The organism is Hyphobacterium vulgare, from assembly GCF_042643335.1.
Classification (GTDB): domain Bacteria; phylum Pseudomonadota; class Alphaproteobacteria; order Caulobacterales; family Maricaulaceae; genus Hyphobacterium; species Hyphobacterium vulgare.
The window spans coordinates 1-25,698 of sequence record NZ_JBHRSV010000017.1; the positions used below are offsets into that span (position 1 = coordinate 1).

The window sequence follows — 25,698 nt, forward strand, 5'->3', positions numbered from 1 at the left end:
CCGCAGGTCCTCAAAAACCTCCGGCAGCGGAAACCATCATGCCGCAATCCGCACATACAAGGATGAGGGGAAATTGATACCCGGGGTTCCCGCGAAAGCGGGAACCCGAAGCTCGGCGCACGCTTCAGGTCCCCATTTTCATGGGGACCCCAGGAAGTCCCTCATGCTGAGGTGCCCCGAAGGGGCCTCGAAGCACGAGGGCCCTAACCCCGCTTCAGCTTCTGGAACAGGCGTTCCAGCCCGTCGAGGAAGGCGGAGCGGTCCTTCGGCCCGAAGGGTTTGTGGCCGCCGCCCTCCATCATGCCGGACGAGCGCAGATCGGTCATCAGATTCCGCGAGGCCAGAAGCGCGCCGATATTGTCGGCATCGAAGGCGCGGCCCTTGGGGTCGATCGCCGCGCCGCCGGCCTTCAGGCAGCGGTCGGCGAGCGGAATGTCGGCAGTGACGCAGATATCGCCCGGCCCGATGCGCCCGGCGATCCAGTCGTCGGCCGCGTCCGGCCCGCCGGGGACGATGACAAGTTCGGCCCATTGGCTGTCCGGGCGGCGCAGGCCGCCGTCGCACACGAGCTTGATTTCGGTGCGGTGGCGCTCGGCCACGCGGATCGCCTCGTCCTTCACCGGACAGGCATCGGCATCGATGTAAAGCGTCATGGGCGGGGATTTACGGCCTCAATCCATGACGCGCCACCCCTCCCTCCCCTTGAAGGGGAGGGACGCGAGCGGCTTGCGTCAGCAAGACGGGAGCGGGGTGGGGTGAAACTTCCTCTTTTTTTTCCGGGGTTCCCGCGATCCCCGCATTCGCGGGGACAGGCCTTGGGAACCTGAAACCGGGTACTTGCTTCAGGTCCCCATTTTCATGGGGACCCCATCAACTTCACACATGACGTTTCCCGGACGGCGAAGCCGATCCGGGATCCATGTCCTATAGATTCTGGACCCCGGTCTTCGCTGCGCGAAACCGGGGAACGTCGAGAAATTCACCGGCGTCAGGTGGAAGCCTCGAAGGACGAGGGCGGGAAATCTTCACCCCGCCGCTTTAACCGCCCGCTTTCCCCATGCTATGCCGCAGCCGAGGCGCTTGCCTTTCCGCGCGCAAGGCCGACATTGACGGCCACACCCGATTCAACGCCCCGAGACGAGTGATTTGATGGCCGAGTCCTTTCCGCTGGATACCCCCGATACCGTCGCCGACTGCCAGAAACTGTTCGGCTTCGACCCCGGTTTCGAGGTTCCGGCCTTTTCGAAACGCGACGAACACTGCCCCGTGGTGGACGACGCCTATGTGTTCGACCCGGCGACGACGCGGGCCATCCTGGCGGGCTTTGCCTTCAACCGCCGGGTGATGATCCAGGGCTATCACGGCACCGGCAAGTCGACCCATGTCGAACAGGTCGCCGCGCGCCTCAACTGGCCGATGATCCGCGTCAATCTCGACAGCCATGTCAGCCGCATCGACATGGTCGGCAAGGACGCCATCGTCCTGAAGGACGGCAAGCAGATCACCGAATTCCAGGAAGGCATTCTGCCCTGGTGTTTGCAGCGCCCGGTCGCCCTCCTGTTCGACGAATACGATGCCGGCCGCCCGGACGTGATGTTCGTGATCCAGCGCGTGCTTGAAGCCTCGGGCTCGCTGACGCTGCTCGACCAGACCAAGGTGATCCGCCCGAACCCGTATTTCCGCCTGTTCTCGACGACGAACACGATCGGCCTGGGGGACACGACCGGCCTCTATCACGGCACACAGCAGATCAATCAGGGTCAGATGGACCGCTGGTCGATGGTGGTGACGCTGAACTACCTGCCGGCGAAGACCGAGGAAGCCATCGTCCAGTCGCGCCTCAAGCGTTTCGCCGCGACCGAGGAAGGCAAGAAGACGATCGCCGACATGGTGAAGGTGGCCGACCTGACCCGCGACGCCTTCATGAATGGCGATCTCTCCACGGTGATGAGTCCGCGCACCGTGCTGACCTGGGCGGAAAACACCGAGATTTTCGGCGATGTCGGCCTCGCCTTCCGTCTCACCTTCCTCAACAAGTGCGACGAGCTGGAACGCCCGACCGTGGCGGAATTCTATCAGCGCGTCTTCGGCGAGGAGCTTCCCGAAGCCCCGGTGAAGGCCGCCAATCCGAAACCCGCCAGCGCGGCTTAACCCAGTGAAGGGCGGCGCCCATGACTGACACGCCGCAGCAGGAAGCCTTCAAGCGCGCGACAGCGATCGCCACGCGGGCGATTGCGCGCGACCGCGAGCTGGAGGTGAAATTCGGCGGCGAGGTGGCGTCCGTGGCCAAGGGCAAACTGGTCCTGCCGAGCCCGCCCGCCGGCATGACGGCGAAGGAGTTGCAGGCCGCGCGCGGCCGCGCCGATGCGCTGGCGCTGCGCATATTGCACCATTCCGATGAAAGCCATGCGAGCGCCCTGCCCCCCGGCGCGCAGGCCCGCGCCATCCATGACGCCGCCGAGCAGGCGCGCGTCGAGGGCCTCGGCGCGAAGGCGATGCGCGGGGTTGCCGCCAATCTCGACGCGGCGCTGAGCGCGCGCGCCGAACAGAAGGGCTGGAACCGCGCCGAAGACCGCCAGCAGGCGCCGCTGGCCGAGGCGCTCGGCGTGATGATCCGTGAACGGATTTCCGGCCGCTCCGCGCCTGAGGCGGTCAAAGGCCTGATGCAGGTCTGGCGGGATGAGATCGAAGAAAAGGCCGGCAAGGCACTCGATGCGCTCGCCGAGCGGTCCGAGGACCAGGGCGCGTTCGCGAAACGCCTGCGCCAGGTGATCCGAGATCTCGACCTCGCCGACGAACTCGGCGGCGACCCGGAAGACAGCGAAGACGAGACCGAGGACGATTCTGGCATCGACCGCGAGGAACGCACCGGCGAGGATGACGGGTCCGAGCCCGATGGCGGCGATGACACCGATCCGTCCGACGCCGAAGGCTCAAGCGCGGACGAGGACGAGATCGACTTCCAGTCGGACGAGAAACAGGGCGAGGTGCAGGCGACCGACGATAGCGGCGACAGCCAGCGCGCCATGCGTCCGCAATTCGTCCGCCCCGACGAGACGCCGGCAGCGGCCTATCGCGTCTACACCACCGAGTTCGACGAGATCATCGAGGCGGGCGAGTTGTGCGACGAGGAGGAGCTGACGCGCCTGCGCCGCTATCTCGATCAGGCATTGAAAGGCATGGAGGGCGTGGTCGGCCGTCTGGCCAACCGGCTGCAGCGCCGCCTGATGGCGCAGCAGACGCGCAGCTGGAGCTTCGATCTCGAGGAGGGCGTGCTCGACACGGCGCGCCTGACCCGCGTTGTCACCGACCCGACCGTGCCGCTCTCCTTCAAGATGGAGAAGGAGACCGAGTTCCGCGATACGGTCGTGACCCTCTTGATCGACAATTCCGGCTCGATGCGCGGGCGGCCGATCCTCGTCGCTGCCGCCTGCGCCGACATTCTCGCCCGCACGCTGGAACGCTGCGGCGTGAAGACCGAGATTCTCGGCTTCACCACGCGCGCCTGGAAGGGCGGACGGGCGAAGGAGAAGTGGCTGGCCGAGGGCAAGCCGCCGCATCCGGGCCGCCTGAATGACCTTCGCCACATCATCTACAAGGCGGCGGACACGCCTTGGCGGCGCGCGCACGACAAGCTGGGCCTGATGATGCGCGAGGGCCTCTTGAAGGAGAATATCGACGGCGAGGCGCTGCAATGGGCGTGGCGGCGGCTGTCGGTGCGCCCCGAACAGCGCCGTATCCTGATGGTCATCTCCGACGGCGCGCCGGTCGATGACGGCACGCAATCGGCCAATGCCGGCAGCTATCTGGAACGGCACCTGCGCGAAGTGATCGCGACGATCGAGAAGCGCAGCGAGGTCGAGCTTCTGGCGATCGGGATCGGCCACGATGTCACACGATATTATCGCCGGGCTGTTACGATCACCGATGTCGAACAGCTGGGCGGTGCGATCACCGAACAGCTGGCCGCCCTGTTCGACCCGGAGACGCATGCGCGCCGCCGGCCATGGTCGCAGCAGAAGACCGATCCGTTGAGCGCCATAAGGCGGCTCGACCTAGCCGGAGTGGGGACCCGCCGATGAAACGCCTCGCCCTTGCCGCCCTCTTCGTCCTCACCGCCTGCGGCGCGGGGGATGGCGGCCCGGCCGAGGTGACCGTCACGGCGGAGTATGTCGCGCTCCACCCGGAAGAGGCGCAGCGGCTCGATCTCGGTGCGCTCGATTATCGCGGCGGGCTGGTGCTGTCCTCCGATGACGACCGCTTCGGCGGTTTCTCCGCGATCGAAGTGAGCGCGGACGGGACCCGCCTCCTCGCCATTTCAGACAGCGGCTACTGGATGACGGCTTTGCTCGCCTATGAAGCGGGCGGGCTATCCGGCGTCTCGGACGTGCGCATGGCCGACATGCTGGATGCGGCGGGTGAGGTGCTGGAAGGCGACCACGAGGACGCCGAGGGCCTCGCCGATCTGGGTGGGGGCCGCTACGCCGTCAGCTTCGAGCGCGATCACCGCGTGCTCGCCTATGACATCGGCGCGGACTGGTCCGGCATCGAGGGCGCCCTGCCCTCACCCCTGCCCGGCCCGCCGGGGATCGAGCGCCTCAGGAACAATGCCGGGATCGAGGGCATGGCGCCGGGTCCGAACGGGTCGATCTGGATGGCGGTGGAGGATCCGATCATTGACGGGCGGCCGCATACGGTCTGGCAGATCCATACCGGGGGCGGAATCGACCTGTCCTACAATCTCGCGGCCGAGCGCGGCTTCGGCCTGACCGGCATCGCGGTGGAAGAAGACGGGTCGCTGATCGTGGTCGAACGCTATTACGCGCAGGCCGTCGGCAACCGCATCCGCGTCGTGCGCGTGACGCCCGAGGCGCTGGAGGCGGCCCGCGCGGCGGGATCGGTGATCCAGCCCGACCTCCTCGCCGAATTCACGCCGGACATGACGGTCGACAATATCGAAGGCGCGGCACTCGCCACCGTGGACGGCGAACGCCGCCTCTTCCTGATCTCCGACGACAATTACAACGCCGCCCAGCGGACGCTTCTCTTGAGTTTCGCGATTCCGGAGTAGCGCTTTCCCCTCCCCTTGAAGGGGAGGGACGCGAGCGGCTTGTGTGAGCAAGACGGGAGCGGGGTGGGGTGAGCTAACTGAAAATAAACTGGGGTTCCCGCGGAAGCGGGAATCCGAAGCCGGGTGCCAGCTTCAGGTCCCCATTTTCATGGGGACCCCATGAAATCTGGATTCACGTTTCCCGGACGGCCGCTTCGCGTCCTCCTCAGGACAGGCTCGATCTCAATGTTTTCCTCCCCCGTAAACGGGGGAGAAACCGGTCAGCGTAGATCGGCGTTTGAAGGATTGTCGGGCTTGGGCTACCCCTCCCGAAAGACCCATCCGGAGCGACCCATGTCCCTTCACATCACCGCCGCCTTCGACAGCGGGAATATCAACGTCGTCGATGCGACCGATCCCAACAACATCCAGCTGGAGATCCGCAAGGATGCCGGGTCGGAGCATTATCAGTGGTTCTTCTTCCGGGTGTCGGGCGCGAACGGCGTGCCGCTGACGCTGCGGATCGTGAATGCCGGCGGGGCGAGCTATCCCGAGGGCTGGACCGATTATCACGCGGCGGCCTCCATCGACCGCGACTACTGGTTCCGCGTGCCGACGACCTATGAGGACGGCGAACTCGTGATCCGCGACACGCCGTCAGCCGACGCGGTCTGGTATGCGTATTTCGCGCCCTATCCGGTGGAACGGCACAACAACCTCATCGCCGACATTCAGAACGCCCCGGGCGTGACGCTGAAAGTCCTCGGCCAGACGCTCGAAGGCCAGACGATGGACTGCCTCGTCATGGGTCACGGGCCGAAGACCATTTGGGTCACCGCCCGCCAGCACCCCGGCGAGACGATGGCCGAGTGGTGGATGGAGGGCTTCCTGGAACGTCTCGTCGATCCGGCCGATCCGGTGGCGCGCAAGCTGCTGCGCGACGCGCGTTTCCACATCGTGCCGAACATGAATCCGGACGGGTCGTGCCGCGGGCATCTGCGCACCAATGCCCGGGGAATCAATCTCAACCGGGAGTGGGGCAAGTCCTCGCCGGAGAATTCGCCCGAGGTTCACTGCGTGCTGGCGGCGATGGAGGAGACGGGCTGCGACCTCTTCCTCGACGTCCACGGCGATGAGGGCCTGCCCTACAATTTCATCGCCGGGGCGGAAGGCGTGCCCGGCTGGGAGACGTCCGACCAGGACAGGCTCGACGCCTATCGCGGCATTCTCGCGCGGCTCTCGCCCGACTTCCAGACCGAACACGGCTATGCGCCGGACCGGCCGGGCGGGGCGGAGATGACGATCGCCACGCACTACATCTATTCGCGCTTCCGCTGTCTCGCGATGACGCTGGAAATGCCGTTCAAGGACGCGGCGAACCATCCCGAGCCCGATCAGGCCTGGTCACCCGAACGCTGCAAGCGGCTCGGCGCGGCCAATCTCGACGCGATGCTGGAGATGCTGGGACGGCTTTAGATTTTTCGAGCTGCGCTTCGAACACACTGGGGTCCCCGTGAAAACGGGGACCTGACGTTCAGACCCAGCTTCGGATTCCCGCTTTCGCGGGAACCCCAGGTCTGGACGTCGGCCTAAGCCATGCCCGCCGATTTGAGGATCTGGTAGGCGTGGATGACGCGGCCGAGCTGTTCCTCGCTCGAGCGGTCACCTCCATTGGCATCGGGGTGATAGCGCTTCACCAGTTCGGCATAGCGCTTCTTCACCGCGCCCTTCGTCTCGTCGCCGGTCAGGTTCATCGTTTCGAGCGCCATTTCCTGCAGCCGGCCGAAGCGGCGGCGCGGAGCCTCGTCATTGCGGCGGTCATTGGCCGGCCTGTGCCCGAACAGGCCGAGCATGTCGTCGAACCCCTTGGAGAAATCCGCCGAGGCGCGTGCGGACTTGGCATGCGCGCCGGTATTTCCGCGGAAATTCCAGGTCGGCCGGTGGCCGTAATGGGCAGACTTGTTGAAGGCCTTCATCTCGCCTTCGCTCATGCCGGCGAAGAAATTCCAGCTCTTGTTGTATTGCCCGGCATGGTGCTGGCAGAACCAGTGATAGTCATCCAGCCGGTCCGGCCCTTTCGGCGCACGGGAATCGCCCCTCGACAGGCAGCCGGGCCATTCGCAGACGCGGTCCTCCGGCTCCGGCTTGTCCTTGGGCGGCTTGATCCGGATGTCGCGAAAGCGCGGTCGGTATTTGTAGGTGCCGTGCATGGTCCTAAGTATGGGGCCGAGCGGTTAAGGCGGCAATAAACGGGAGTGTGAAGATGGGTGAAGTACGCGATCGGATCGCAGCGAAGCTGGCCGCGGCGTTCCGGCCCGCGCGGCTCGACGTGACCGACGAATCCGCCGCGCACGCCGGACATGCTGGCGCGCGCGAGGGCGGGGAAAGCCATTTCCACGTCCTGATCGTCGCCGAAGCCTTCGCCGGAAAGTCCCGGCTCGAACGGCAGCGCGCGGTCAATGCCGCCCTCGCCGAGGAGCTGGCCGGGCCGGTCCACGCCCTCCGGATGACGGTGAAGTCCCCGTCCGAGGGTTAGCGCGCGCTGTAGACCACTTCCCCGTCGACGATGGTCATGACCGGCTCGGCGGTGAGGATGTCCTCCTCCGGGATGGTCATGATGTCTTCGGAAAAGACGGTGAAGTCGGCGCGCAGGCCAACGGCGATGCGGCCCAGCTCGTCCTCGCGGAAGCTGGCATAGGCTGGCCAGGCGGTGAACATGCGCAGCGCTTCCTGGCGGGTCACGGCCTGGTCGGGATGCCATTGCTCGGTCTGGGTACCATCCAGTGCCCGGCGCGCCACCGCGGCGTAGAATTCGATGCGCGGATCACCGCGCTCGACCGGCGCGTCGGATCCGCCGGCGATCACGACGCCGGAATCGATCAGGTCGCGCCAGGCATAGGCGCCGTCGAGGCGTTCCTCGCCCAGACGGTCCGGCGCGAAGAACAGGTCGCCGATGGCGTGGCTCGGCTGCATGGACGGGATCACGCCCAGTTCCGCAAAGCGGCGAATGTCGGCCGGATCGACGATCTGGGTGTGCTCGTCGCGCCAGCGCGGGTTCTCGATCGCGCGCTCTTCGGGCGGCACGGCGGCATAGGCGGCTTCGACCCAGTCTAGCAGCAGGCGATTACCCCGGTCGCCGATGGCGTGGACATTCATCTGCACGCCGGCGCGCAACGCCTCGGTGAAGGCCGACAGCGTCTCGTCCTCGTTCGACAGCATCAGGCCCTGGTTCGACGGCGCGTCGGAATAGGGTTCGAGCAGCGCAGCCCCCCGGCTGCCCAGCGCGCCGTCCATATACATCTTCACAGCACGGGTGATGACGCGGCCATCGTCGGCGATGCGCGGGGTCTCGCGCGCCAGAGTGGCGAGGCCGTCGGGATTGACCGAGACATAGACGCGGATCGGCAGACGGTCCTCGGCGGCGAGTCCCTCGATCATCGCGACATCGGAATAGGGCACGGACATGTCATGCCCGCCGGTCCAGCCGAGGCTGGCCATGACGGTCGCACCCTCGGCATAGGTGTCGGCGCGCTCCGCGCCTTCCAGTTCACCGACCAGCGCCTCAGCGGGATACATGGCGGTGTCGATCAGCATGCCGGTCGGCTCACCCGCCTCGTCGCGCAGAATGTCGCCGCCCTCGGGGGCGACGCTGTCCGCCGTGATCCCGGCGCGTTCAAGTGCCAGTGAATTGGCGACGAGGGCATGACCGTCGGCCCGGGTCAGGACGACGGCATGGTCCGACGCGGCGGCGTCGAGGTCGCCGCGGTTCGGGAAGCGGCCTTCGGGCCAATGCGTTTCGATCCAGCCGCGTCCATAGAGGACCGAGCCTTCGGGCAGTTCGGCGGAAGCGGCGCGGACCCGGTCCTGCAGGTCGGTGATCGATTCGGTGCCTTCAAGGTTCAGCGTGCGTTCGCGCGAGCCGACGCCCAGCACATGCACGTGAGCATCGGTAAAGCCCGGATAGAGCGCCGCGCCGTCCAGTTCGACGATCTCGGTCCCGGCTCCGATGAACGCCTCCACGCCCGCTTCATCGCCGACATAGACGATCCGGCCGTCGCGTACGGCGACTGCCTCGGCAGACGGCATCGCGTCATCGGCGGTGTGGATCGGCCCGCCACGGAGAATCATGGAGGCCGGAGCTTCGGTCATGATGCCCGCCCCGTCATCCGCCTGCGGATCGGACGGCGAGCAGGCCGCGATGGCGGCGGCAGCGGCAAGGGCGGGCAGGAGGCGCATGGTGAATTCCTCGGATCGTGTCGGGAGATCGCTTCGGGCGAACCCTATCGGGCGGAAGGGCAAAAGAAAACGCCCGCCGGGGTGCGGCGGGCGTTCGGAACGCTGTATCGGAAGTGGGCGCGCAATCAGGCCGCGGCGGCGTCCACCTTCTTCTTCAGGGCGCGTTTCACCTTGAGGGCGCGGGTCGACAGATTGCCGTCGCGGGCCTTCATCAGGAAGGCATCGAGACCGCCGACATGGTCGACCGAACGCAGCGTCGCGGCGGTGATCCGGAAGCGGTAGGACTGGCCCAGCGTTTCGGACGCGAGCGTCACATCGCACAGGTTCGGCAGGAACCGGCGACGCGACTTGTTGTTCGCGTGGGACACATTGTTACCGACCATCGGGCCGACACCGGTGAGTTCGCAGCGCCGCGACATGACTGACTTCCCTTATCTTGCAAAATTCTACGCCGGTTCCGACGGGGGACGGCGCGGGAGCGGGCGAGATAGCCAAGAGCGCCCCCCGCGTCAAGCATTGTCGCAGTTCCGCCCCGTTCATCTTGCAGACGGGTTGGATGATATATTACCTGCACCAGGCCGGGGGCGGTGCCGAGAAAACGAGGCAGGAGTGTATATTCCCATGCGTGCAGTTACCCATGCCCTGACCGCCCTGGCGTTCAGTTTCGGTCTCGCCAGCGCCGACGACGCCGCCGTGCCGGCGCGCGAGCCGCTACGGATCAACGCCGAATATTCCGGCTCCGTGCTGATCTTTCAGGTCGCGAATATCCGCGTGTCGAGCGAAATCGCCGACGACACCTATTCGGCCAATGCGCGATTCCGCGCTGCCGGCCTGGCGGCGCTGTTTTCCGATGCCGATATCGAGGCGGGCGTCAGCGGCTACAATGAGGGCGCCCACCTGCAGCCCTGGCAATACCAGCACCGCAATCATGCCAGTTCGAAGAACCGGGTGATCGAGATCACCTTCCCGGAACGCATCGCGGAACCGAATATCAACCCGCCTTTCGGTTCGATGGGCGAACCGCCCGCCAGCGCCGAACAGCGCGCCGGGGCGATCGATCCGCTCACCGGCATGATCTCGATGGCGCTCAACTACCGCTCCAATGGCGGCGATCCCTGCACCGGGCGCATTCCTGTGTTCGACGGCAAGGCGCGCTACAATCTGCGCCTGGAACGCCAGGGTACGGACAGTGTCCGCAATCGCGGCTATCGCGGCGAGGCGATCGTGTGCAACGCCTATTACGAGCCGATCGCGGGCTATGATCCGGAAGACCAGCCGACCGCGGAAGACATCGCCGAGCCGGTGACGCTGTGGCTCGCGCCCTTCGCCGACGGCCAGGTCTATTTCCCGGTCCGCATCCGCGCCAATGCCGGGTTCGGCGGCATCACGGTCGAGGCGCGCTCGATTTCCATCGAATAGCGCACCCAAGCCTCGCACCTGTCACGCGCGCGGACTATGTGTGAAGCGCGATGACAGCCTATGCCCCCCTGACCGCGGTCCTCGGACCGACCAATACCGGCAAGACGCACCTTGCCGTGGAACGCATGATGGCGCGGTCCTCGGGCATGATCGGCCTGCCGCTGCGCCTGCTGGCGCGGGAAATCTATGACCGCGTGGTCAAGGCCAAGGGGGTCCACGCCGCCGCGCTGATCACCGGCGAGGAGAAGATCGCGCCGGCCAGCGCGCGCTATTTCGTCTGCACGGTGGAATCGATGCCGCTCGACATGCGGGTGGCTTTCGTGGCGATCGACGAGGTGCAGCTGGCCTCCGACCCGGACCGGGGCCATGTCTTCACCGACCGAATCCTGCACATGCGCGGCACGGAAGAGACGATGCTGCTCGGGGCTGCGACCGTCGAGGGACTGATCCGGCGGCTGGTGCCCGATGCCGATATCCTGCAACGCGAGCGGTTCTCGACCCTACGCTATGCCGGGCCGGCCAAGATCACCAAGCTGCCGCGCCGGTCGGCGATCGTCGCCTTCTCCGCCGAGAGCGTCTACGCCATCGCCGAGCTTCTGCGCCGCCAGCGCGGCGGGGCGGCGGTCGTCTTGGGCGCGCTCAGCCCGCGCACCCGCAATGCCCAGGTCGCGCTCTACCAGTCCGGCGAGGTTGACTATCTCGTCGCGACCGATGCGATCGGCATGGGGCTGAACATGGATGTCGACCATGTCGCCTTCGCCGAGATCACCAAGTTCGACGGGCACCGCAGGCGCATGCTGACCCCGGCGGAGCTGGGCCAGATTACCGGCCGCGCCGGGCGCTTTCGCGATGACGGCACGTTCGGCGAGACGTCGGACGTCCGCCCGCTGGAAGGCGAGGTGGTCGCGGCACTGGAGAACCACGAATTCGCGCGGCTGGAAAAACTGTCCTGGCGCAACAGCGATCTCGACCTGCGTTCGCTCGACCGGCTGTTCGCCTCGCTGCGCCGCCCCTCCCCCGACCCGGCGCTGGAGCGGGTGCGCGGCGCGGAGGACGAGAAAGTCCTCGACATCCTCGCCGCCGATCCGGACGTGCGCCGCTACGCGTCCACTCCGCGCGGGGTGGAGATGGTCTGGGATGCGTGCCGCATTCCCGATTTCCGCAAGATCACGATCGATGCGCATGCCCGCCTGGTGCGGCAGATTCTCGACCATCTGATGAGTCCGAACGCGCGGATTCCGTCGGACTTCATGGCGCGGCAGCTCGACCGGCTCGACCGGGTCGAAGGCGATGTCGACATCCTGTCCCAACGCCTCGCGCATGTGCGCACCTGGGCCTATGTCAGCCACCGCACCGACTGGACCGAGGACGCGCATCTCTGGCGCGACCGGGCACGGGAGGTGGAGGACCGGCTGTCCGACGCCCTGCACGAAAGACTGACCCAGCGCTTCGTCGACCGGCGGACCAGCGCGCTGATCCGTGGACTGCGCGAGGACAAGGAATTGCTGGCCGGTGTCACGCCGGACGGGCGGGTGACCGTGGAAGGCCATGATGTCGGCCATCTTGAAGGATTGAAATTCGTGCCGGACATTTCCGGCGGAGCACTGGAAGCGCGCGCACTGCGGCAGGCCGCCGACCGCGCGCTGAGACCTGAAATGAACCGGAGGCTGGGACGATTGACCAAGGCCGAAGACGATACGCTGACGATCACCGCTGAAGGCCGGATTCTCGACGGCGAGACTGCCGTCGCCCTGATGGTGGCGGGCGACAGCCTGCTGAAGCCCGGCGTGAAACTGATCGGCGGCGAGCTGGGCTCGGCCGAAGCCCGCGAACGCGCGGTGCGCCGGATCGAGGCCTTCGTCCAGGGTGAGATTGCCGCGAAGCTGGCGCCGCTGCTGGCGCTCCCGGCGGCCGCCGCGGGGGGCAAGGTGACCGGCATGGCGCGCGGCATCGCGCACCGTCTGGAAGAAGCGGGCGGCTGCGTGGCCCGCGCCGACGTTCTGACCGAGGTGCGCGCCCTGTCTCCCGTGGAGCGCCGCCAGCTGCGCAGTCTCGGCGTCAGGATCGGCGAGCATGTCGTCTTCATGCCCGCTTTGACCAAGCCGGCCGCGGCAGGGTTGGCCTCGCTGCTGCGTGCCACGGCGCGCGGCGACGGGCAGGCGCCCTTCCGGCCAGGCCCCGGCCTTGTCAGCGTACCGGCGGAAGAGGGCCGCGCCGCCGGGGACTATGCCGCTGCGGGCTTCCACCGCTGCGGACCGCTGGCCGTGCGGGTCGACATGCTGGAACGCCTTGCCGACCTGATCCGCGAGGGCCGCGCCGCCAAGGACGGGCACGGTTTTGCCATGACGGCCGACATGACGTCGATCCTCGGCTGTTCGGTGGCGGATCTGCGCGGCGTGCTGAACGCGCTCGGCTATCGCCGGATCCAGACGGGCCCCGACCCGGAGAAGGCCGAAGGCGAACGCTGGGCCATGCGTGTGCGCAAGCACCGCGCGCCGGAGCCCGAACCGGTGAAGGTCGATCCCGACAGCCCGTTTGCCGCGCTTGCCGCGCTGGCCCGCCCGGCCCCGGAACCTGCCGCCGCGCGCCGCAGGCCACGCCGCGCCAGGAAAGCCCGGAAATGAGCGAGACCGCGGGAATACGCGTCGATGTCTGGCTGTGGCGCGCCCGCTTCTTCAAGTCGCGAACGATGGCGACGCGTTTTGTCGAGACCGGTTCGGTCCGCCTCGGCCGCGCCGGTCACACCAGCCGGGTCGAGAAGGCATCGGCGCTGGTCCGGCCCGGCGACGTGCTGACCCTGTCGCTGCCGTCCGGTGTCAGACAATTGCGCATTGCCGCCCTCGGAGCGCGCCGCGGCCCGCCTGACGAAGCGCGCGCGCTTTACGAAACCACTGCCCCGGGCGTAGGAAAGACACATGCTTGATGCCCTGAAACGCCTGTTCGCGGCCGACCGGCCGAAAGCCCACCCGGAACTCGACCCGCAGGTGGCGGCCACCGCCCTGCTGGTCGAGGCCGCGCTGGCCGATGGTGTCTATGCGAAAATCGAGGCGGCGCAGATCCGCTCCATCCTGATGGCCGCGTTCGACCTGCCGGAGGAAACCGCCCGGCAGATGCTCGAGGAGGCCGAGGATCTGGCCGAGGCGGCGGTCGATCACTACCAGTTCACCAAGGTGGTCAAGGCCTGCCTGCCGAAGGCGCAGCGCGTGTCGCTGATCGAGCACCTCTGGTCGGTCGCCCTGTCCGACGGCGAGAAATCCCCCTTCGAAGAGAGCTTCATCCGCACGGTCGCGCCGCTGCTCGCGGTCGACGACCGCGAGCGCGTCTTCGCCCGGTCGCGCGCAGAGGCCGCAGCCCGCAAGCGTTGACAAAGCGGCGCGGTCGGCACATGTCCGGCGCGATCTGATCACCTGTTCCGCGTGAAGAATTTGCGATGACCTATATCGTCACCGACGCCTGTGTGCGCTGCAAATACATGGATTGCGTGGAAGTCTGTCCCGTGGACTGCTTCTATGAGGGCGAGAATTTCCTCGTCATCCATCCCGACGAGTGCATCGATTGCGGCGTGTGCGAGCCGGAATGCCCGGTCGAGGCGATCAAGCCCGACACCGAGGACGACGCCGACGGCAAGTGGCTGGAGATCAATTCGAAATACTCGAAGATCTGGCCGAACATCACACAGATCGGGGAACGCCCGGCCGACGCCGACGAGATGGCGAAGGAAACCGGCAAGTTCGAGAAATACTTCTCGGAAAAGCCCGGCAAGGGCGATTAGGCGCTCACCGTCCCCTCAGATCGGGCGGCCGTGGTTCGCGTCGAGCAGGAAGCGGCGCATCTTGCGCATGCCCGACAGCCAGCGGTCGCGGTCGCCGGCCTTGCGCGCATAGTGCTCGCCGGTCGCCTTGTGGGTCAGGATCAGGAACTGGCCCGCCTCGATGGCGCTTAACGTGATCTCGGCGGCTTCGCCGGCCTCAAGAATGCCGTCCATCTGCTTCATGACCTCGGGCAGCAGCTTGGTCATGTTCGACTTCACGTATTGCGGGCAGAGGACGTGGGCGCTGATGCCCTCGTCGCCATGGGTAATGGCAATGCTCTCGGCCAGCGACAGCGCGGCGGCCTTGGTCGCGGAATAGGCGGCATCACCGATCTGATTGAGGACGCCGGCGGCCGAGGCGGTGATTAGGAAGACGCCCTTGCCGCGCCTGACCATGCCGGGGATGACGTGGCGAGCGGCATAGACGCTGGCCATGACATTGATCGCCCACTGTTTCTCCCAGACCGCATTCGGCGCGCTGGCGGCCTGCCACAGCGGGCCGTCGGAATAGCCGACGCCGGCATTGGAGAAATAGACGTCGACCGGGCCCATCTCGCGCTCGACCTCGTTGAGGAAGGCCGCGACCTGGCCCTCATCGGAGACATCGACCCGGCGGCCGATCCCGCCGCAGGCCTTGGCCACGGCGTCGGCGCCCGCGCCGTCGAGATCGCACACCGCGACCCGTGCGCCGCGTTTGTGCAGACCTTCGGCGAGCGCCTTGCCGATGCCGGATGCGCCGCCCGTGACGATCGCGATCGTGCCGTTGAAATCCATGTCCCGTCCCCCGTTAAAGTGGCGTCCCCGAGAGGATTCGAACCTCCGACCTGCGGTTTAGGAAACCGTTGCTCTATCCTGCTGAGCTACGGGGACGCATGATTGTCTTCCTAGCGTGAAGCGCGGCGGAGGCGAAGCCCTGCGGCGCATTTGCCAGGTGAGCGTCCGTCCGGACTCGACTCTGGCGTGCAGAAACGCTTTCATACCCGCATGCGGAGGTATGGGGCATGGCTGTGCGCCGCCCTGCTGGCCGGGTGCGGGGCCGAGGCGCAGAACGGGTCGTCGGGTGAAACGGGGCGGCTGTCGGCCGTTGACGGCTGGCTGACGCTCGAAATGACGGATGAGACCTCCCTGGCGGTCCGGCCCGCGGGGCTACTGATCCCGGTCGGAGACGAAGCCCTCGCAGACGCCGCCGCCGACGCCCTGGCGCAGATCGCGGACGGAAGGACGGCGAGCCTGTCCTATCCCGGCGAAACGCGGGACCGGTATGAGCGCGCCATCGCCATCGTGACGCTGGACGACGGCACCACGCTGCAGGACGCAATGGTCGCGGCCGGATGGGCGCGGGTCTATTCCTGGCCCGGCGAAACGGCGGGGATTGCGGAATTGCTGGCGCTTGAAGCAGAAGCGCGGGGCGCCGGGCGCGGGCTGTGGGCCGATCCGGCCTACCGGGTCCGGACGCCCGACCCGAACCTCCTGGCGCTCGATCTCGACAGCGTGCAGATCGTCGAGGGACGGATCATTTCCACCGCCGAGGTCGACGGTCGCACCTATCTCAATTTCGGCTTCGACTACCGCAGCGACTTCACGGTCTCGGTCGAGGCGCGCGACCGCAGCGCCTTTGAAGCGGCGGGCATCGAGCTTCTCGCCTTGGAGGGCGCGGAAGTTCGCGTCCGCGGCTGGGTCCATGCGATGAACGGGCCGGCGATCACGATCGATCACCCGGAGAGGCTGGAGATTCTGAGCCCGCCGTAACGACACGGGTTTCCCGCGAACGCGGGAACCCGAAACGGGGTGCCGACGTCAGGTCCCCATTTTCATGGGGACCCCGGGATTGGAATTCATCCGTCAGCAATCAGCCCGTCGACCTCGTCTGCGCCGAAGCGCGACTTCAGGGCCTTCGACAGCTTGCCCAAAGCCTGGTGTTCGATCTGACGCACGCGCTCCTTGGAAATGCCGAGTCGTTCGCCGAGCGCTTCCAGCGTCACGGCCTCGTCGTCATTGAGCTTGCGTTCGCGGATGATCAGCTGCTCGCGTTCAGTCAGCACCTGCATCGCGTCGCGCACCCAGCCGACGCGCTTGGCGCTGTCATGGCGCAGCATGACATCGTCTTCCGGGGCGGGCTGTTCGTCGGGCAGGAAATCCATCCAGGTCGCGTCGCCGTCCTCGCCCATCGGGGCGTTGAGCGAACGGTCGGACGCGGCAAGGCGCGAGGACATGGCCTCAACATCGCTTTCCTTCACGCGCAGGAGGGTGGCAATCCTCGTGCGTTGTTCGGGGGACATCGTGGCCCCGACATCGTCGATCATCGCGCGGACGCGGCGCAGGTTGAAGAAGAGCGTCTTCTGGGCCGACGTCGTGCCGGTGCGCACGATCGACCAGTTTCTGAGGACATAGTCCTGGATCGAGGAGCGGATCCACCACGCCGCATAGGTCGAGAAGCGGACATCGCGGTCGGGTTCGAAGCGGGCGGCGGCCTCCATCAGGCCGACATTGCCCTCCTGCACCAGGTCGGCGAAGGGCAGGCCGTATTTGCGAAAGCGGGAGGCGACGGAAATGACCAGCCGCATATAGGCCTGGGTCAGGTTGTGGAGCGCGGCCTCGTCGCGCTGATCCTTCCAGCGACGGGCCAGGGCCTGTTCCTCGTCGCGTTCGAGCAGCTTCTCGTCCATCGCGCGGCGCAGAAAGCGGCGGTCCGGGTCGGCGGAGCGGCGTGCAGGTCCTGAAGAATCCATATCCGTATCTCCTCGCTGGCGACTCTACGCATGGCGGGCCGGATCGGATCATTCACCACTGCATGGCGCCGAAACGCGAAACGCCCGGCCAGTGCGGCCGGGCGTCTCGTCAGGCTCGGGACGGAGGCTGAAACCTCAGGCGGCTTTCGCCAGCAGCGACTTGGACAGTTTCTCGCGCGCCACGTCGTGCTCGATATTTTCCACCGCCGCGACTTCGCGGATCATGCGGTCGAGCGCGGATTCGTAGAGCTGGCGCTCGGAATAGGATTGTTCGGGCTGGTCCTCGCCGCGGTGCAGGTCGCGCACGACCTCCGCGATCGAGATCAAATCACCGGAATTGATCTTCGCTTCGTATTCCTGGGCGCGGCGCGACCACATGGTACGCTTCACGCGGGCCTTGCCCTTCAAAGTCTTCAACGCGTCCTTGACGATCTTGTCGCTGGACAGCGGGCGCATGCCCGACTGGGTCGCCTTTGCGGTCGGGACGCGCAGGACCATCTTGTCCTGTTCGAAGGCGACGACATAAACCTCGATATCGAATCCGGCGACGGTGTCCTTCTCGACGCCGGTCACGCGGCCCACGCCATGGGCGGGATATACAATGAAGTCGCCCTTCTTGAAGGACGAGTTGTCATTCGCGGTTTTCTTCGACATGGATGCTCTCTGGCTGGGTCGGACAGGGCTAAAACCGTCCCATCTCCCCACGACCGTTTCGACATGAACGAAACGACCCGGGAGTGGCTGCCTTTCTCCGACCGAAGGATGGCGCTGCTCTTCGCACCGCCTAATAATGGGTTAACGTATCACAAAACTGCATAAAAACCAAGCGACAACGGCGTTCGGGGTTTACTCGGGGTAACCGGACGCCCTTCGACTGGCCTTGCGATGCCGCAGTGCAACAGGGACTGTGAATTCGCCTGTCCCGATTACAACTGCGCCGAATGCGCGTTAGAAGGGCCTCCGACGGAGGGACATCGTCATGAATGACATGCGGAGCGAACAGCTGCGCTCTTTGAGCATAGACCGCAACGAGGCGGCGCCGCGCGGCGGCGTACCGATTCTCGCCGTCGCGATCATCGCCGTCGTCTTCGCTGCTCTCGGCGCGGGCGCGACCTTCTTTCTGACCGGTACGGGCAGCGAACCCGCTGCGCCGGTACGAACCGCTGAACCCGCGCGAACCGAGACGCCGGTCCAGGCCAACACGGCCGCCGCGCAATCGCCGTCGGTGCCGCGCGCGACCGGACTGGTCGCCTCCGGATATGTCGTGGCGCGCCGTCAGGCGACAGTATCGGCGGAAATCACCGGGCGGATTCAGGAAATCCTGTTCGAGGAAGGTACGTCCGTGGAGGCCGGCCAGGTCCTGGCCCGTCTCGACGACACGCGGGCGCAGCTTCAGCTCCGGGAGTTGCGCGCACGCGTTGCGGCCGCGGATGCCCGGATTGCCGCCCTCGCCGCTCAGCGTACCGAAGCCACAAACGTGCTGGAGCGCGCCGGTCGGCTGGCATCGACGAATATCGGGTCGGAAGCTGCGGTGACCGCTGCCCAGGCTCAGGTGTCCAGCCTCGATGCCCAGATCCTGTCGGCCCGCGCCGATGCCGAGGCGGCACGGGTACAGGTGGAGAGCCAGGAAGACCTGATCGAGCGCTATGTCGTGCGCGCGCCCTTCGCCGGCGTGGTGATCGCCAAGAACGCGCAAGTCGGTGAAATCCTGTCCCCGGCTTCGGCCGGGGGCGGTTTCACCCGGACGGGCGTCGCCACGCTCGTCGACATGAGCTCGCTGGAGATCGAGGTCGATGTGAATGAAGGCCAGATCCAGCGCGTGACGCCGGGTCAGCGGGTCGAGGCCGTGCTGGATGCCTATTCCGACTGGCAGATCCCGGCGCATGTCGAAGCGATCATCCCGACCGCCGACCGCAGCCGCGCGACCATCCAGGTGCGCGTGGCCTTCGACGAGCGCGACGACCGCATCCTGCCCGACATGGCGGCGCGGGTGACCTTCGTCGAACGGAATTAACTTTAGAATTTAAAGTTTCGCTTTTCCGTGCTACGGCAAGGCGAGAAACGGGGACTGACATGACCGATCAACTGCCGCTCTACCAGCTGCGCGACCTGTCCAAGACCTATACGCGCGGCAAGGAGTCGATCTCGATCTTCAAGAATCTCGACATGGACATCGTCCATGGCGACTTCATCGCCATCATGGGTCCGTCCGGCTCGGGCAAGACGACGCTCCTGAACCAGCTCGGCGGGATCGACAGCCCCTCTTCAGGCCAGGTCGTGTTCGAAGGCAAAAGGATCGACAATCTCAGCCAGGGCGCGCTCGCCAAGTGGCGGTCGCGGAATGTCGGCTTCATCTTCCAGTTCTACAATCTGATGCCGACGCTTTCCGCGGCGCAGAATGTCGAACTGCCGCTGCTCCTGACCGGCCTGCCCGGCGGGGAACGCAAGAAGCGGGTGAAAACGGCACTCGAAATCGTCGGCATCGCCGACCGCGCCGGGCACAAGCCGCGCCAGCTCTCCGGCGGCCAGCAGCAGCGCGTCGCCATCGCGCGCGCCATCGTGGCCGACCCGAAAATCCTGCTCGCCGACGAGCCGACCGGAGACCTTGATCGCACCACGGCCGACGAGATCCTTTCCATGCTGCAGCAGCTGAACACCGAGCTCGGCAAGACCATCGTGATGGTCACGCACGACCCGTCGGCGGCGAAATACGCCAAGCGCGAGCTCTATCTCGACAAGGGCGAATTCATCGAGCGGGGAGCGGGCCGGTGAACGAAGCCACTCTGATCAGGAAAGGCCTGTTCAGGAAGGTGCTGCGCGCCATCCTGATGATGGTCTCGATCTCCATCGCCTTCTTCATCTTCGCTGTGCTGGGCGCTGTGAACACCGCATTCAATGCCGGCGTCGACGTGGCAGCGGCAAACCGGCTGGTCACGGTGAACAGCATCAATTTCACCGTCTCGATGCCCTATGCCTATTACGGCCGCGTGCAGCAGGTCGACGGGATCGTCGATGTCACGCACGCCAACTGGTTCGGCGGTTACTACCAGCAGCCGGCCAATTTCGTGCAGACCTTCGCGGTCGAGCCGGAGAGCTATCTCGACGTCTATTCCGAACTGATCCTGCCGCCGGAGCAGCGCGAAGCCTGGCTCAATACGCGCACCTGCCTGATCGTCGGTCAGGCGCTGGCGACACAGTATGAATGGTCGGTCGGGGACCGGATCCCGCTGAATTCGAACATCTGGCAGCAGGCCGACGGAAGCAGCGACTGGGATTTCGACATCTGCGGCATCTTCACCGCCGAGGATTCCTCGGTGCCGACGAATTACGCGATGTTCCACTACGAGTATTTCAACGAGAGCCTGGCCTTCGCGCGGGATACGGTCGGCTGGATGATCCTGACGACCGAGGACGTGTCGCTGAACGACCAGGTCGCCGACGAGATCGACGCGCTGTTCGCCAATTCCCCGGCCGAGACCGAGACCACCACCGAAGCCGCCTTCAGCCAGGCCTTCATCGAACAGCTCGGGAATATCAACCTGATCCTGACTTCGGTGATCGGCGCCGCTTTCGCGACGATCCTGATGATTGTCGGCACGACGCTGGTGCTCGCCATCAACGAGCGGACCAAGGAAATCGCGGTGCTGAAGACGCTCGGCTTCAATTCGGGCCGCATCTTCCGGATGATCCTGACGGAATCCTTCCTACTCAGCCTGATCGGCGGCGGGATCGGCATCGCGCTGGCCGCGGGACTGGTCGTGCTGGTCGCAGGAGCGTTCCAGTCCTTCCTGCCCGGCTTCGGCATGCCCCTCAGCGTCGTTCTGCAGGCGATCGGCCTGATGATCGCCTTCGCGCTGGTGACCGGCTTCTTCCCGGCCTTCAACGCGATGCGGATCCGCATCGTCGACGCCTTCGGCAAACTCTAGGAGCGGAACGATGAAACAGCTGTTTGCCGTCATCGGCATGAATATCCGCTCCATTCCGCAGCGCGCCGGCATGTCGATCGCGACGATCACGTCCGTTGCCTTCATGGTCGCCGTGCTGCTCGGCTTCCTGGCCATGGCCAACGGGTTCGAGAAAACCGTCAACGGGTCGGGTTCCGACGACGTCGCGGTGTTCCTGCGCGGCGGTTCGCAAGCCGAACTGAACAGCGTGCTCGCCCGCGAAGATGCGCGCCTGATCGAGGTCGCGCCAGGGATCGCGACCGACGAAAATGGCGACGCCATCCTGTCGGCGGAACTCTATGTGATCGTCGACGGCATCAAGCGGTCCTCGCAGACCGAGGCCAATCTGCCGCTGCGCGGGGTGCAGGCCAGTGCGACGGACCTCCGGCAGAATTTTGCCGTCACGTCCGGGCGCATGTTCGAACCCGGCGCGGCCGAACTTCTGGTCGGGGAAGGCGTGATCCGCGAATTCGAGGGTTTCGATCTCGGCCAGACGATCCGGCTGGGCAACAATACGTGGACCGTTGTGGGGACGTTTTCCACCGGAGGATCGGTGTTCGACAGCGAGATCTGGACCGATCTGGGCGTGGTGCAGAACCTCTATCAGCGCGGCTCCAGCGTGCAGTCCATCCGGGCGCGTCTCACCTCACCCGACGCTATCGAACAGGTCCGGACCTATATCGAAGGCGAAGACCGGCTCAATCTCGACGTCACCAGCGAGCGCGAGTATTTCGCCGATTCCGCAGGCGGCATCGCGACGCTGCTGAAATGGGTCGGCTGGCCGCTGTCCATCGTGATGGCGATCGGCGCCTTCGCCGGCGCCTGGAACACGATGTATTCCTCGGTCGACTCGCGCACCCGCGAAATCGCCACCCTGCGCACGATCGGGTTCAGCGGCTTCACCGCCTTCATGGGCACGCTGATCGAGTCGCTGGTCCTGGCGCTGCTTGGCGGCGCGCTGGCGATCCTCGTCATCTACGTCCTGTTCAACGGCAATTCGGCATCGACGCTCGGCGGCGGCTTCACCCAGATCGTCTTCTCCTTCCAGGTGACGATGGGCTCGGTCATCTCGGGACTCGTTCTTGCCCTGGCCGTGGGATTCCTCGGCGGGGTCATTCCCGGATTGCGGGCAGCGAATGTGCCGCTGCTGGCGGTTCACCAGAACTGACGGCTGCGGGTCTCAGACCAGCGCGATGATCCCGGCCTGTCCCCCGAAGGGCGTACCCCTGGCGCGGCGGCAGGAGAAGAAGCGCTCGTCGGCATAGGTGCAGAGCGGCAGACGCTCGATCTGCGTTTCCGGGATGCCGGCGGCAGCGAGCTGACGGCGCACGGCTTCCGACACGTCGATCCCGGCGCCGCCCTCGGCGTCGCGTTCGAGTGCAAGGCCCTCGAGCGAGCCGAACAACTCCTCGAACTGTTCGAGCACTTCCGGGCCGACGCGGTAATTCTGTGCCGAGATCGCCGGGCCGATGGCGGCGATCAGGTCCGCCGGATCGGTGCCGTATTCACGCACCATCGCCTCGACGGTTTCGCCTGCCACGTCCTGCACCGTGCCGCGCCAGCCCGAATGCACCGCGCCGACGGCGCGTCGGACCGGATCGAAAAGCAGGACGGGCGTGCAGTCCGCCGTCTGGGTCACGAGGCCGAGGCGCGGGACATTGGTGACCAGGCCATCGCCCTGACCCACCGACCATCCCGCCTCCGGGATGGCATTGACGCGGTGGACGGTGTTGCCATGGACCTGGTTGAGGAAGATCAGCCGGTCGAGGCCCAGCGCTTCGGTGACGCGGCGGCGGTTCTCGGTGATGGCGTCCTTGTCGTCGCCATCCTTCCAGCTGAGATTGAGACTGGCATAGCCGCCGGCCGAAACGCCGCCGTCACGCGTCGTGAAGGCGTGGACGAGGCCGGGCCGGTTCAGCCTATCCGCGTGCAGGAATTCGAGATCGCTCACGCCGTCTCCTCCGGAAGGAAGCCGGTCCGCCCGGCCCCGAGATCATAGCCTGCCCGCGCCTCGGCGATATCGCCGAGTAGGGTGTGGAAGGCCGACCAGTCGTCCTTCTCGTGGATCGGGGCGAAGCTCGCCTCCATCTGCTCGATCGTCATGTGAACCGGGTTTTCACGGCGGAAATAGGGATGGCTCAGCCGTTCCGGGCGCTCGGCCTCGAAGGTGTCGAAGGCGGTTCGGAACGCGTCGTAGGTCTCACCGGCATAGAGCGCACGGCGCTCGTCCGGCGCCTCCATGTCGCGCTTGGCGAAATGGTCGAAGAAGAAGGCCTCCCACGGCGCGCGGCTGTCCTTCAGGAAGGTGAGCGCGGCGCGGATCAGATCGTCCTGCGAACTCTCCTCCGTGTGCCTTATGCCAAGACGGCGCGTGAAGGCCGTGCCGGCGCTCAAGCGGTAGTGTTCCGGGAAGGTGTTCAGCACTTCGACAAGCTTCTCGCCCGGCACGATCAACGACAGCGCCGCGCCGAGTTGCTGGAGCGCCCAGAACACCGCTTCGGGCTGGCGCGCGAAGGCATAGAGGCCGTGCTCGTCGAAATAGGCGGCGGTGAAGCCCGGCTCGAAATAGGGCAGGAAGCGCCAGGGACCGTAGTCGAAACTCTCGCCGGTGACGTTCAGATTGTCGGTGTTGAGGACGCCGTGGACGAAGCCCGCCGCCATCCATTCGCCGGCGAGCCGGGCGGACGCGCCGACGATTTCGCCCAGAAGCGCCAGCGGCCGCTCCTCGCCGGTGCGGTCCTCCAGCGCCGGGTAGTAGGCGGCGATGCAGTGATCGACCAGCGCCGTCAGATTTCCGGTGTTCTGCGCATAGGCCTGCCGCTGAAAGGTGCCGAAGCGGACATGGGAGTGCTGCAGCCGGGTCAGCACCGCGCCGCGCGCCGGCGACGGCTCGTCATGGCGGTGCAGTTTGTCGCCGGTCTCGAATACGGCGAAGGCCTTCGACGTGTAGACGCCGAGCGCCTCAAGCATCTGCGCGGCGAGGATTTCGCGTACCGCGCCCTTCAGCGTCAGCCGCCCGTCGCCGGACCGCGACCAGGGCGTCTGGCCGGACCCCTTGGTGCCGAAGTCGAGCAGCCGCCCCGCCGGGTCGCGCATCTGGGCATAGAGAAAGCCGCGGCCATCGCCGATCTGCGGGTTGTACTGGCGGAATTGATGGCCGTGATAACGCATGGCCAAAGGCGGATCGGTCCAGCCCGGCAAGGGCGCGAAGCGGGCGAAATGCTCGATCTTCTCATCGCGGCCCAGCCCTGCCAGTCCGACCTCGCTCGCCCAGCGTTCATTCCAGAAGCGCTGCTGGATATGCGGGAAGTCCGCCGGATCGACGGGATCGGCAAACTCGGCCCCGAGGGCGGGAAAGGCGCGGTCAGGGCGGAAGGTGTGGGCCATGGGCTTGAGCTAGGCGGCTTCGCGGCGCTTCACAAGGTCAGCGCAAGGCTGCGCCCAGCTTTTCACCGACCTTGTCGATCAGGCGCTTCGCCACCGGGAGGGTGCGGGTCATGTTGAAATAGCCGTGCGGCAGTTTGCGCCCGAGATGGTAGTCGACCGGCACGCCGAAGGCGGCGAGCTTGTCGGCATAGGCGCGGCCCTCGGCCAGCAGCGGGTCGAGCTCGGCGGCGGCAATATAGGCCGGCGGCAGACCGTGGAGATCGTCGCAGAAGAGCGGCGAGCAACGCGGATCGCGCACCAATGCCGGGTCGGCGACATATTTGTCGCGGATCCATTCCAGTGTCTTGGCCGAGAGAATGTGGCCCTCGAAGGCTTTCAGCTTGTCCTTGCGGACCTCGGCGAGCTGCAGGAGCGGGTAGATCAGAAGCTGGAAGCGGATCTGCGCCCGGCGCGCCTGCGCCACGGCGGCGGCGAGCCCGCCCCCGGCACTGTCCCCGGCGACGGCGAGGCGGGAAGGGTCGGCGCCAAGCTCGGCTGCGCCCTCGCCCGCCGCCCAGTCGAAGGCGGCAAGACTGTCGTCATAAGCGGCCGGGAAGGCGTGTTCCGGTGCCAGCCGGTAGTCGATGGCGAGGAGGCGCACGCCCGACATTGCGCACAGGCGGCGGCAGACCCGGTCATGGCTGTCGAGCCCGCCCAGCGCATATCCCCCGCCGTGGAAGAAGACACAGAGCGGGCCGGTCTCCGGCGCGTTTTCGGGGAGGTAGAGCCGTGCCGGGATGGTGTGACCGCCCGCCGGAATGGCGAGGTCCACCGTGCCGCCAATCTCCGGCGGCGCAGCTTCGAGCACGGCCGGCGCGCCCTTCATCGCCTCGCGGACACGGGCAAGCCCGGCCTTGGAAGTGAAGGGGTCGCTCAATCCCAGCCGGGACCAGAAATCACGGTCGTTCTCGCTCATGGACTGGCGATTAAGTGAGCCCTCGCCGCAAGGCAAGACCCGCTTTCCCCTCGCCCCCTTCAGGGGGAGAGCGACTGTCTTGGCGGTCAAGCGTTTTGAGGCTGCCATGGTGTTTGATCCCTGACGATGGCGTTGAGGATTGTGAGGAGTTTCCGGGCGACGGCGAC

Annotated in this window: 25 protein-coding genes and 1 tRNA gene; 15 read left to right on the forward strand and 11 right to left on the reverse strand. The window is 66.2% G+C overall.

Annotation, left to right across the window (positions count from 1 at the left end; genetic code table 11):
- Positions 1-203: 203 nt before the first annotated feature.
- The gene (locus ACFOOR_RS09375; RefSeq protein ID WP_343165699.1) at positions 204-653 is read right to left on the reverse strand and encodes a YaiI/YqxD family protein; all 450 of its coding nucleotides are present in this window, start codon (positions 651-653) and stop codon (positions 204-206) included.
- 496 nt (positions 654-1,149) lie between these two features.
- Here ACFOOR_RS09375 and cobS point away from each other — a divergent pair, with 496 nt between their 5' ends.
- From cobS to ACFOOR_RS09395, 4 genes are all read left to right on the forward strand, one after another.
- On the forward strand, positions 1,150-2,151 hold the full coding sequence (gene cobS / locus ACFOOR_RS09380) for a cobaltochelatase subunit CobS (protein WP_343165700.1): 1,002 nt from the start codon (positions 1,150-1,152) through the stop codon (positions 2,149-2,151).
- 20 nt (positions 2,152-2,171) lie between these two features.
- A complete protein-coding gene (cobT, locus tag ACFOOR_RS09385; RefSeq protein WP_343165701.1) occupies positions 2,172-4,082 on the forward strand; it encodes a cobaltochelatase subunit CobT in 1,911 nt (636 codons plus the stop codon).
- Positions 4,079-5,071: an esterase-like activity of phytase family protein gene (locus ACFOOR_RS09390; RefSeq protein WP_343165702.1), complete on the forward strand. Its 993-nt coding sequence runs from the start codon at positions 4,079-4,081 to the stop codon at positions 5,069-5,071. Before cobT ends, ACFOOR_RS09390 begins: the two co-directional genes overlap by 4 nt.
- Before the next feature lie 333 nt (positions 5,072-5,404).
- Complete coding sequence (locus ACFOOR_RS09395) at positions 5,405-6,526, forward strand: M14 family metallopeptidase (protein ID WP_343165703.1); 1,122 nt, start codon at positions 5,405-5,407, stop codon at positions 6,524-6,526.
- A gap of 113 nt (positions 6,527-6,639) precedes the next feature.
- Here ACFOOR_RS09395 and ACFOOR_RS09400 read toward each other — a convergent pair whose 3' ends face one another.
- Positions 6,640-7,260: a J domain-containing protein gene (locus ACFOOR_RS09400; protein ID WP_343165704.1), complete on the reverse strand. Its 621-nt coding sequence runs from the start codon at positions 7,258-7,260 to the stop codon at positions 6,640-6,642.
- Between the two features lie 53 nt (positions 7,261-7,313).
- Here ACFOOR_RS09400 and ACFOOR_RS09405 point away from each other — a divergent pair, with 53 nt between their 5' ends.
- The gene (locus ACFOOR_RS09405) at positions 7,314-7,586 is read left to right on the forward strand and encodes a BolA family protein (protein WP_343165705.1); all 273 of its coding nucleotides are present in this window, start codon (positions 7,314-7,316) and stop codon (positions 7,584-7,586) included.
- On the opposite strand, the gene ACFOOR_RS09410 is transcribed toward ACFOOR_RS09405, so the two are convergent.
- Together ACFOOR_RS09410 and rpmB are read right to left on the reverse strand one after the other, a co-directional pair.
- The gene (locus ACFOOR_RS09410; protein ID WP_343165706.1) at positions 7,583-9,286 is read right to left on the reverse strand and encodes an amidohydrolase; all 1,704 of its coding nucleotides are present in this window, start codon (positions 9,284-9,286) and stop codon (positions 7,583-7,585) included. The two genes, ACFOOR_RS09405 and ACFOOR_RS09410, sit on opposite strands and share 4 nt — an antisense overlap.
- Before the next feature lie 125 nt (positions 9,287-9,411).
- On the reverse strand, positions 9,412-9,705 hold the full coding sequence (rpmB, locus tag ACFOOR_RS09415; RefSeq protein WP_343165707.1) for a 50S ribosomal protein L28: 294 nt from the start codon (positions 9,703-9,705) through the stop codon (positions 9,412-9,414).
- A gap of 202 nt (positions 9,706-9,907) precedes the next feature.
- On the opposite strand from rpmB, the gene ACFOOR_RS09420 reads away from it, so the two are divergent.
- The 5 genes from ACFOOR_RS09420 to fdxA all read left to right on the forward strand — a co-directional run bounded on the left by ACFOOR_RS09420 (position 9,908) and on the right by fdxA (position 14,477).
- Complete coding sequence (locus tag ACFOOR_RS09420; RefSeq protein WP_343165708.1) at positions 9,908-10,705, forward strand: DUF3108 domain-containing protein; 798 nt, start codon at positions 9,908-9,910, stop codon at positions 10,703-10,705.
- 50 nt (positions 10,706-10,755) lie between these two features.
- On the forward strand, positions 10,756-13,329 hold the full coding sequence (locus tag ACFOOR_RS09425) for a helicase-related protein (RefSeq protein ID WP_343165709.1): 2,574 nt from the start codon (positions 10,756-10,758) through the stop codon (positions 13,327-13,329).
- On the forward strand, positions 13,326-13,628 hold the full coding sequence (locus ACFOOR_RS09430; protein ID WP_343165710.1) for an RNA-binding S4 domain-containing protein: 303 nt from the start codon (positions 13,326-13,328) through the stop codon (positions 13,626-13,628). The genes ACFOOR_RS09425 and ACFOOR_RS09430 overlap by 4 nt, the downstream gene beginning before the upstream one ends.
- Entirely contained in the window at positions 13,621-14,070 is a 450-nt protein-coding gene (locus tag ACFOOR_RS09435; RefSeq protein ID WP_343165711.1) for a tellurite resistance TerB family protein, read from the forward strand. Before ACFOOR_RS09430 ends, ACFOOR_RS09435 begins: the two co-directional genes overlap by 8 nt.
- Positions 14,071-14,135: 65 nt before the next feature.
- A complete protein-coding gene (fdxA, locus tag ACFOOR_RS09440) occupies positions 14,136-14,477 on the forward strand; it encodes a ferredoxin FdxA (RefSeq protein ID WP_343165712.1) in 342 nt (113 codons plus the stop codon).
- Between the two features lie 15 nt (positions 14,478-14,492).
- Here the strand turns inward: fdxA and ACFOOR_RS09445 are convergent, their stop codons facing one another.
- The gene (locus tag ACFOOR_RS09445; RefSeq protein WP_343165713.1) at positions 14,493-15,290 is read right to left on the reverse strand and encodes an SDR family NAD(P)-dependent oxidoreductase; all 798 of its coding nucleotides are present in this window, start codon (positions 15,288-15,290) and stop codon (positions 14,493-14,495) included.
- Positions 15,291-15,309: 19 nt separating this feature from the next.
- Positions 15,310-15,386, reverse strand: a tRNA-Arg gene (locus ACFOOR_RS09450).
- Between the two features lie 90 nt (positions 15,387-15,476).
- On the opposite strand from ACFOOR_RS09450, the gene ACFOOR_RS09455 reads away from it, so the two are divergent.
- Positions 15,477-16,265 carry a thermonuclease family protein gene (locus ACFOOR_RS09455; protein WP_380214382.1) on the forward strand — a complete coding sequence of 263 codons (789 nt, stop codon included), beginning with the start codon at positions 15,477-15,479 and terminating at the stop codon, positions 16,263-16,265.
- 86 nt (positions 16,266-16,351) lie between these two features.
- On the opposite strand, the gene ACFOOR_RS09460 is transcribed toward ACFOOR_RS09455, so the two are convergent.
- Positions 16,352-17,245 (reverse strand): RNA polymerase factor sigma-32, encoded by an 894-nt coding sequence (locus ACFOOR_RS09460; RefSeq protein WP_343165715.1) that lies wholly within the window; start codon positions 17,243-17,245, stop codon positions 16,352-16,354.
- Between the two features lie 135 nt (positions 17,246-17,380).
- Entirely contained in the window at positions 17,381-17,899 is a 519-nt protein-coding gene (locus ACFOOR_RS09465; protein ID WP_343165716.1) for a CarD family transcriptional regulator, read from the reverse strand.
- Between the two features lie 325 nt (positions 17,900-18,224).
- Here ACFOOR_RS09465 and ACFOOR_RS09470 point away from each other — a divergent pair, with 325 nt between their 5' ends.
- The 4 genes from ACFOOR_RS09470 to ACFOOR_RS09485 are packed head-to-tail and all read left to right on the forward strand — an operon-like array spanning position 18,225 to position 22,357.
- Complete coding sequence (locus ACFOOR_RS09470; RefSeq protein WP_343165717.1) at positions 18,225-19,259, forward strand: efflux RND transporter periplasmic adaptor subunit; 1,035 nt, start codon at positions 18,225-18,227, stop codon at positions 19,257-19,259.
- 59 nt (positions 19,260-19,318) lie between these two features.
- Positions 19,319-20,017 (forward strand): ABC transporter ATP-binding protein, encoded by a 699-nt coding sequence (locus ACFOOR_RS09475; protein WP_343165718.1) that lies wholly within the window; start codon positions 19,319-19,321, stop codon positions 20,015-20,017.
- The gene (locus ACFOOR_RS09480; protein ID WP_343165719.1) at positions 20,014-21,171 is read left to right on the forward strand and encodes an ABC transporter permease; all 1,158 of its coding nucleotides are present in this window, start codon (positions 20,014-20,016) and stop codon (positions 21,169-21,171) included. Before ACFOOR_RS09475 ends, ACFOOR_RS09480 begins: the two co-directional genes overlap by 4 nt.
- A 10-nt stretch (positions 21,172-21,181) precedes the next feature.
- Entirely contained in the window at positions 21,182-22,357 is a 1,176-nt protein-coding gene (locus ACFOOR_RS09485) for an ABC transporter permease (protein ID WP_343165720.1), read from the forward strand.
- A 12-nt stretch (positions 22,358-22,369) separates the two neighbouring features.
- On the opposite strand, the gene pgeF is transcribed toward ACFOOR_RS09485, so the two are convergent.
- The 3 genes from pgeF to ACFOOR_RS09500 are packed head-to-tail and all read right to left on the reverse strand — an operon-like array spanning position 22,370 to position 25,531.
- On the reverse strand, positions 22,370-23,140 hold the full coding sequence (gene pgeF, locus ACFOOR_RS09490) for a peptidoglycan editing factor PgeF (RefSeq protein WP_343165721.1): 771 nt from the start codon (positions 23,138-23,140) through the stop codon (positions 22,370-22,372).
- Positions 23,137-24,576: a protein adenylyltransferase SelO family protein gene (locus ACFOOR_RS09495; protein ID WP_343165722.1), complete on the reverse strand. Its 1,440-nt coding sequence runs from the start codon at positions 24,574-24,576 to the stop codon at positions 23,137-23,139. Before ACFOOR_RS09495 ends, pgeF begins: the two co-directional genes overlap by 4 nt.
- Positions 24,577-24,613: 37 nt before the next feature.
- Positions 24,614-25,531: an alpha/beta hydrolase gene (locus ACFOOR_RS09500; protein ID WP_343165723.1), complete on the reverse strand. Its 918-nt coding sequence runs from the start codon at positions 25,529-25,531 to the stop codon at positions 24,614-24,616.
- Between the last annotated feature and the right edge of the window lie 167 nt (positions 25,532-25,698).

What these genes read in the sequence shown, in the direction of transcription:
- ACFOOR_RS09375 (WP_343165699.1), bottom strand. Translation starts at nt 653, where the DNA reads ATGACGCTTTACATCGATGCCGATGCCTGTCCGGTGAAGGACGAGGCG.
- cobS (WP_343165700.1), top strand. Translation starts at nt 1,150, where the DNA reads ATGGCCGAGTCCTTTCCGCTGGATACCCCCGATACCGTCGCCGACTGC.
- cobT (WP_343165701.1), top strand. Translation starts at nt 2,172, where the DNA reads ATGACTGACACGCCGCAGCAGGAAGCCTTCAAGCGCGCGACAGCGATC.
- ACFOOR_RS09390 (WP_343165702.1), top strand. Translation starts at nt 4,079, where the DNA reads ATGAAACGCCTCGCCCTTGCCGCCCTCTTCGTCCTCACCGCCTGCGGC.
- ACFOOR_RS09395 (WP_343165703.1), top strand. Translation starts at nt 5,405, where the DNA reads ATGTCCCTTCACATCACCGCCGCCTTCGACAGCGGGAATATCAACGTC.
- ACFOOR_RS09400 (WP_343165704.1), bottom strand. Translation starts at nt 7,260, where the DNA reads ATGCACGGCACCTACAAATACCGACCGCGCTTTCGCGACATCCGGATC.
- ACFOOR_RS09405 (WP_343165705.1), top strand. Translation starts at nt 7,314, where the DNA reads ATGGGTGAAGTACGCGATCGGATCGCAGCGAAGCTGGCCGCGGCGTTC.
- ACFOOR_RS09410 (WP_343165706.1), bottom strand. Translation starts at nt 9,286, where the DNA reads ATGCGCCTCCTGCCCGCCCTTGCCGCTGCCGCCGCCATCGCGGCCTGC.
- rpmB (WP_343165707.1), bottom strand. Translation starts at nt 9,705, where the DNA reads ATGTCGCGGCGCTGCGAACTCACCGGTGTCGGCCCGATGGTCGGTAAC.
- ACFOOR_RS09420 (WP_343165708.1), top strand. Translation starts at nt 9,908, where the DNA reads ATGCGTGCAGTTACCCATGCCCTGACCGCCCTGGCGTTCAGTTTCGGT.
- ACFOOR_RS09425 (WP_343165709.1), top strand. Translation starts at nt 10,756, where the DNA reads ATGACAGCCTATGCCCCCCTGACCGCGGTCCTCGGACCGACCAATACC.
- ACFOOR_RS09430 (WP_343165710.1), top strand. Translation starts at nt 13,326, where the DNA reads ATGAGCGAGACCGCGGGAATACGCGTCGATGTCTGGCTGTGGCGCGCC.
- ACFOOR_RS09435 (WP_343165711.1), top strand. Translation starts at nt 13,621, where the DNA reads ATGCTTGATGCCCTGAAACGCCTGTTCGCGGCCGACCGGCCGAAAGCC.
- fdxA (WP_343165712.1), top strand. Translation starts at nt 14,136, where the DNA reads ATGACCTATATCGTCACCGACGCCTGTGTGCGCTGCAAATACATGGAT.
- ACFOOR_RS09445 (WP_343165713.1), bottom strand. Translation starts at nt 15,290, where the DNA reads ATGGATTTCAACGGCACGATCGCGATCGTCACGGGCGGCGCATCCGGC.
- ACFOOR_RS09460 (WP_343165715.1), bottom strand. Translation starts at nt 17,245, where the DNA reads ATGGATTCTTCAGGACCTGCACGCCGCTCCGCCGACCCGGACCGCCGC.
- ACFOOR_RS09465 (WP_343165716.1), bottom strand. Translation starts at nt 17,899, where the DNA reads ATGTCGAAGAAAACCGCGAATGACAACTCGTCCTTCAAGAAGGGCGAC.
- ACFOOR_RS09470 (WP_343165717.1), top strand. Translation starts at nt 18,225, where the DNA reads ATGAATGACATGCGGAGCGAACAGCTGCGCTCTTTGAGCATAGACCGC.
- ACFOOR_RS09475 (WP_343165718.1), top strand. Translation starts at nt 19,319, where the DNA reads ATGACCGATCAACTGCCGCTCTACCAGCTGCGCGACCTGTCCAAGACC.
- ACFOOR_RS09485 (WP_343165720.1), top strand. Translation starts at nt 21,182, where the DNA reads ATGAAACAGCTGTTTGCCGTCATCGGCATGAATATCCGCTCCATTCCG.
- ACFOOR_RS09495 (WP_343165722.1), bottom strand. Translation starts at nt 24,576, where the DNA reads ATGGCCCACACCTTCCGCCCTGACCGCGCCTTTCCCGCCCTCGGGGCC.
- ACFOOR_RS09500 (WP_343165723.1), bottom strand. Translation starts at nt 25,531, where the DNA reads ATGAGCGAGAACGACCGTGATTTCTGGTCCCGGCTGGGATTGAGCGAC.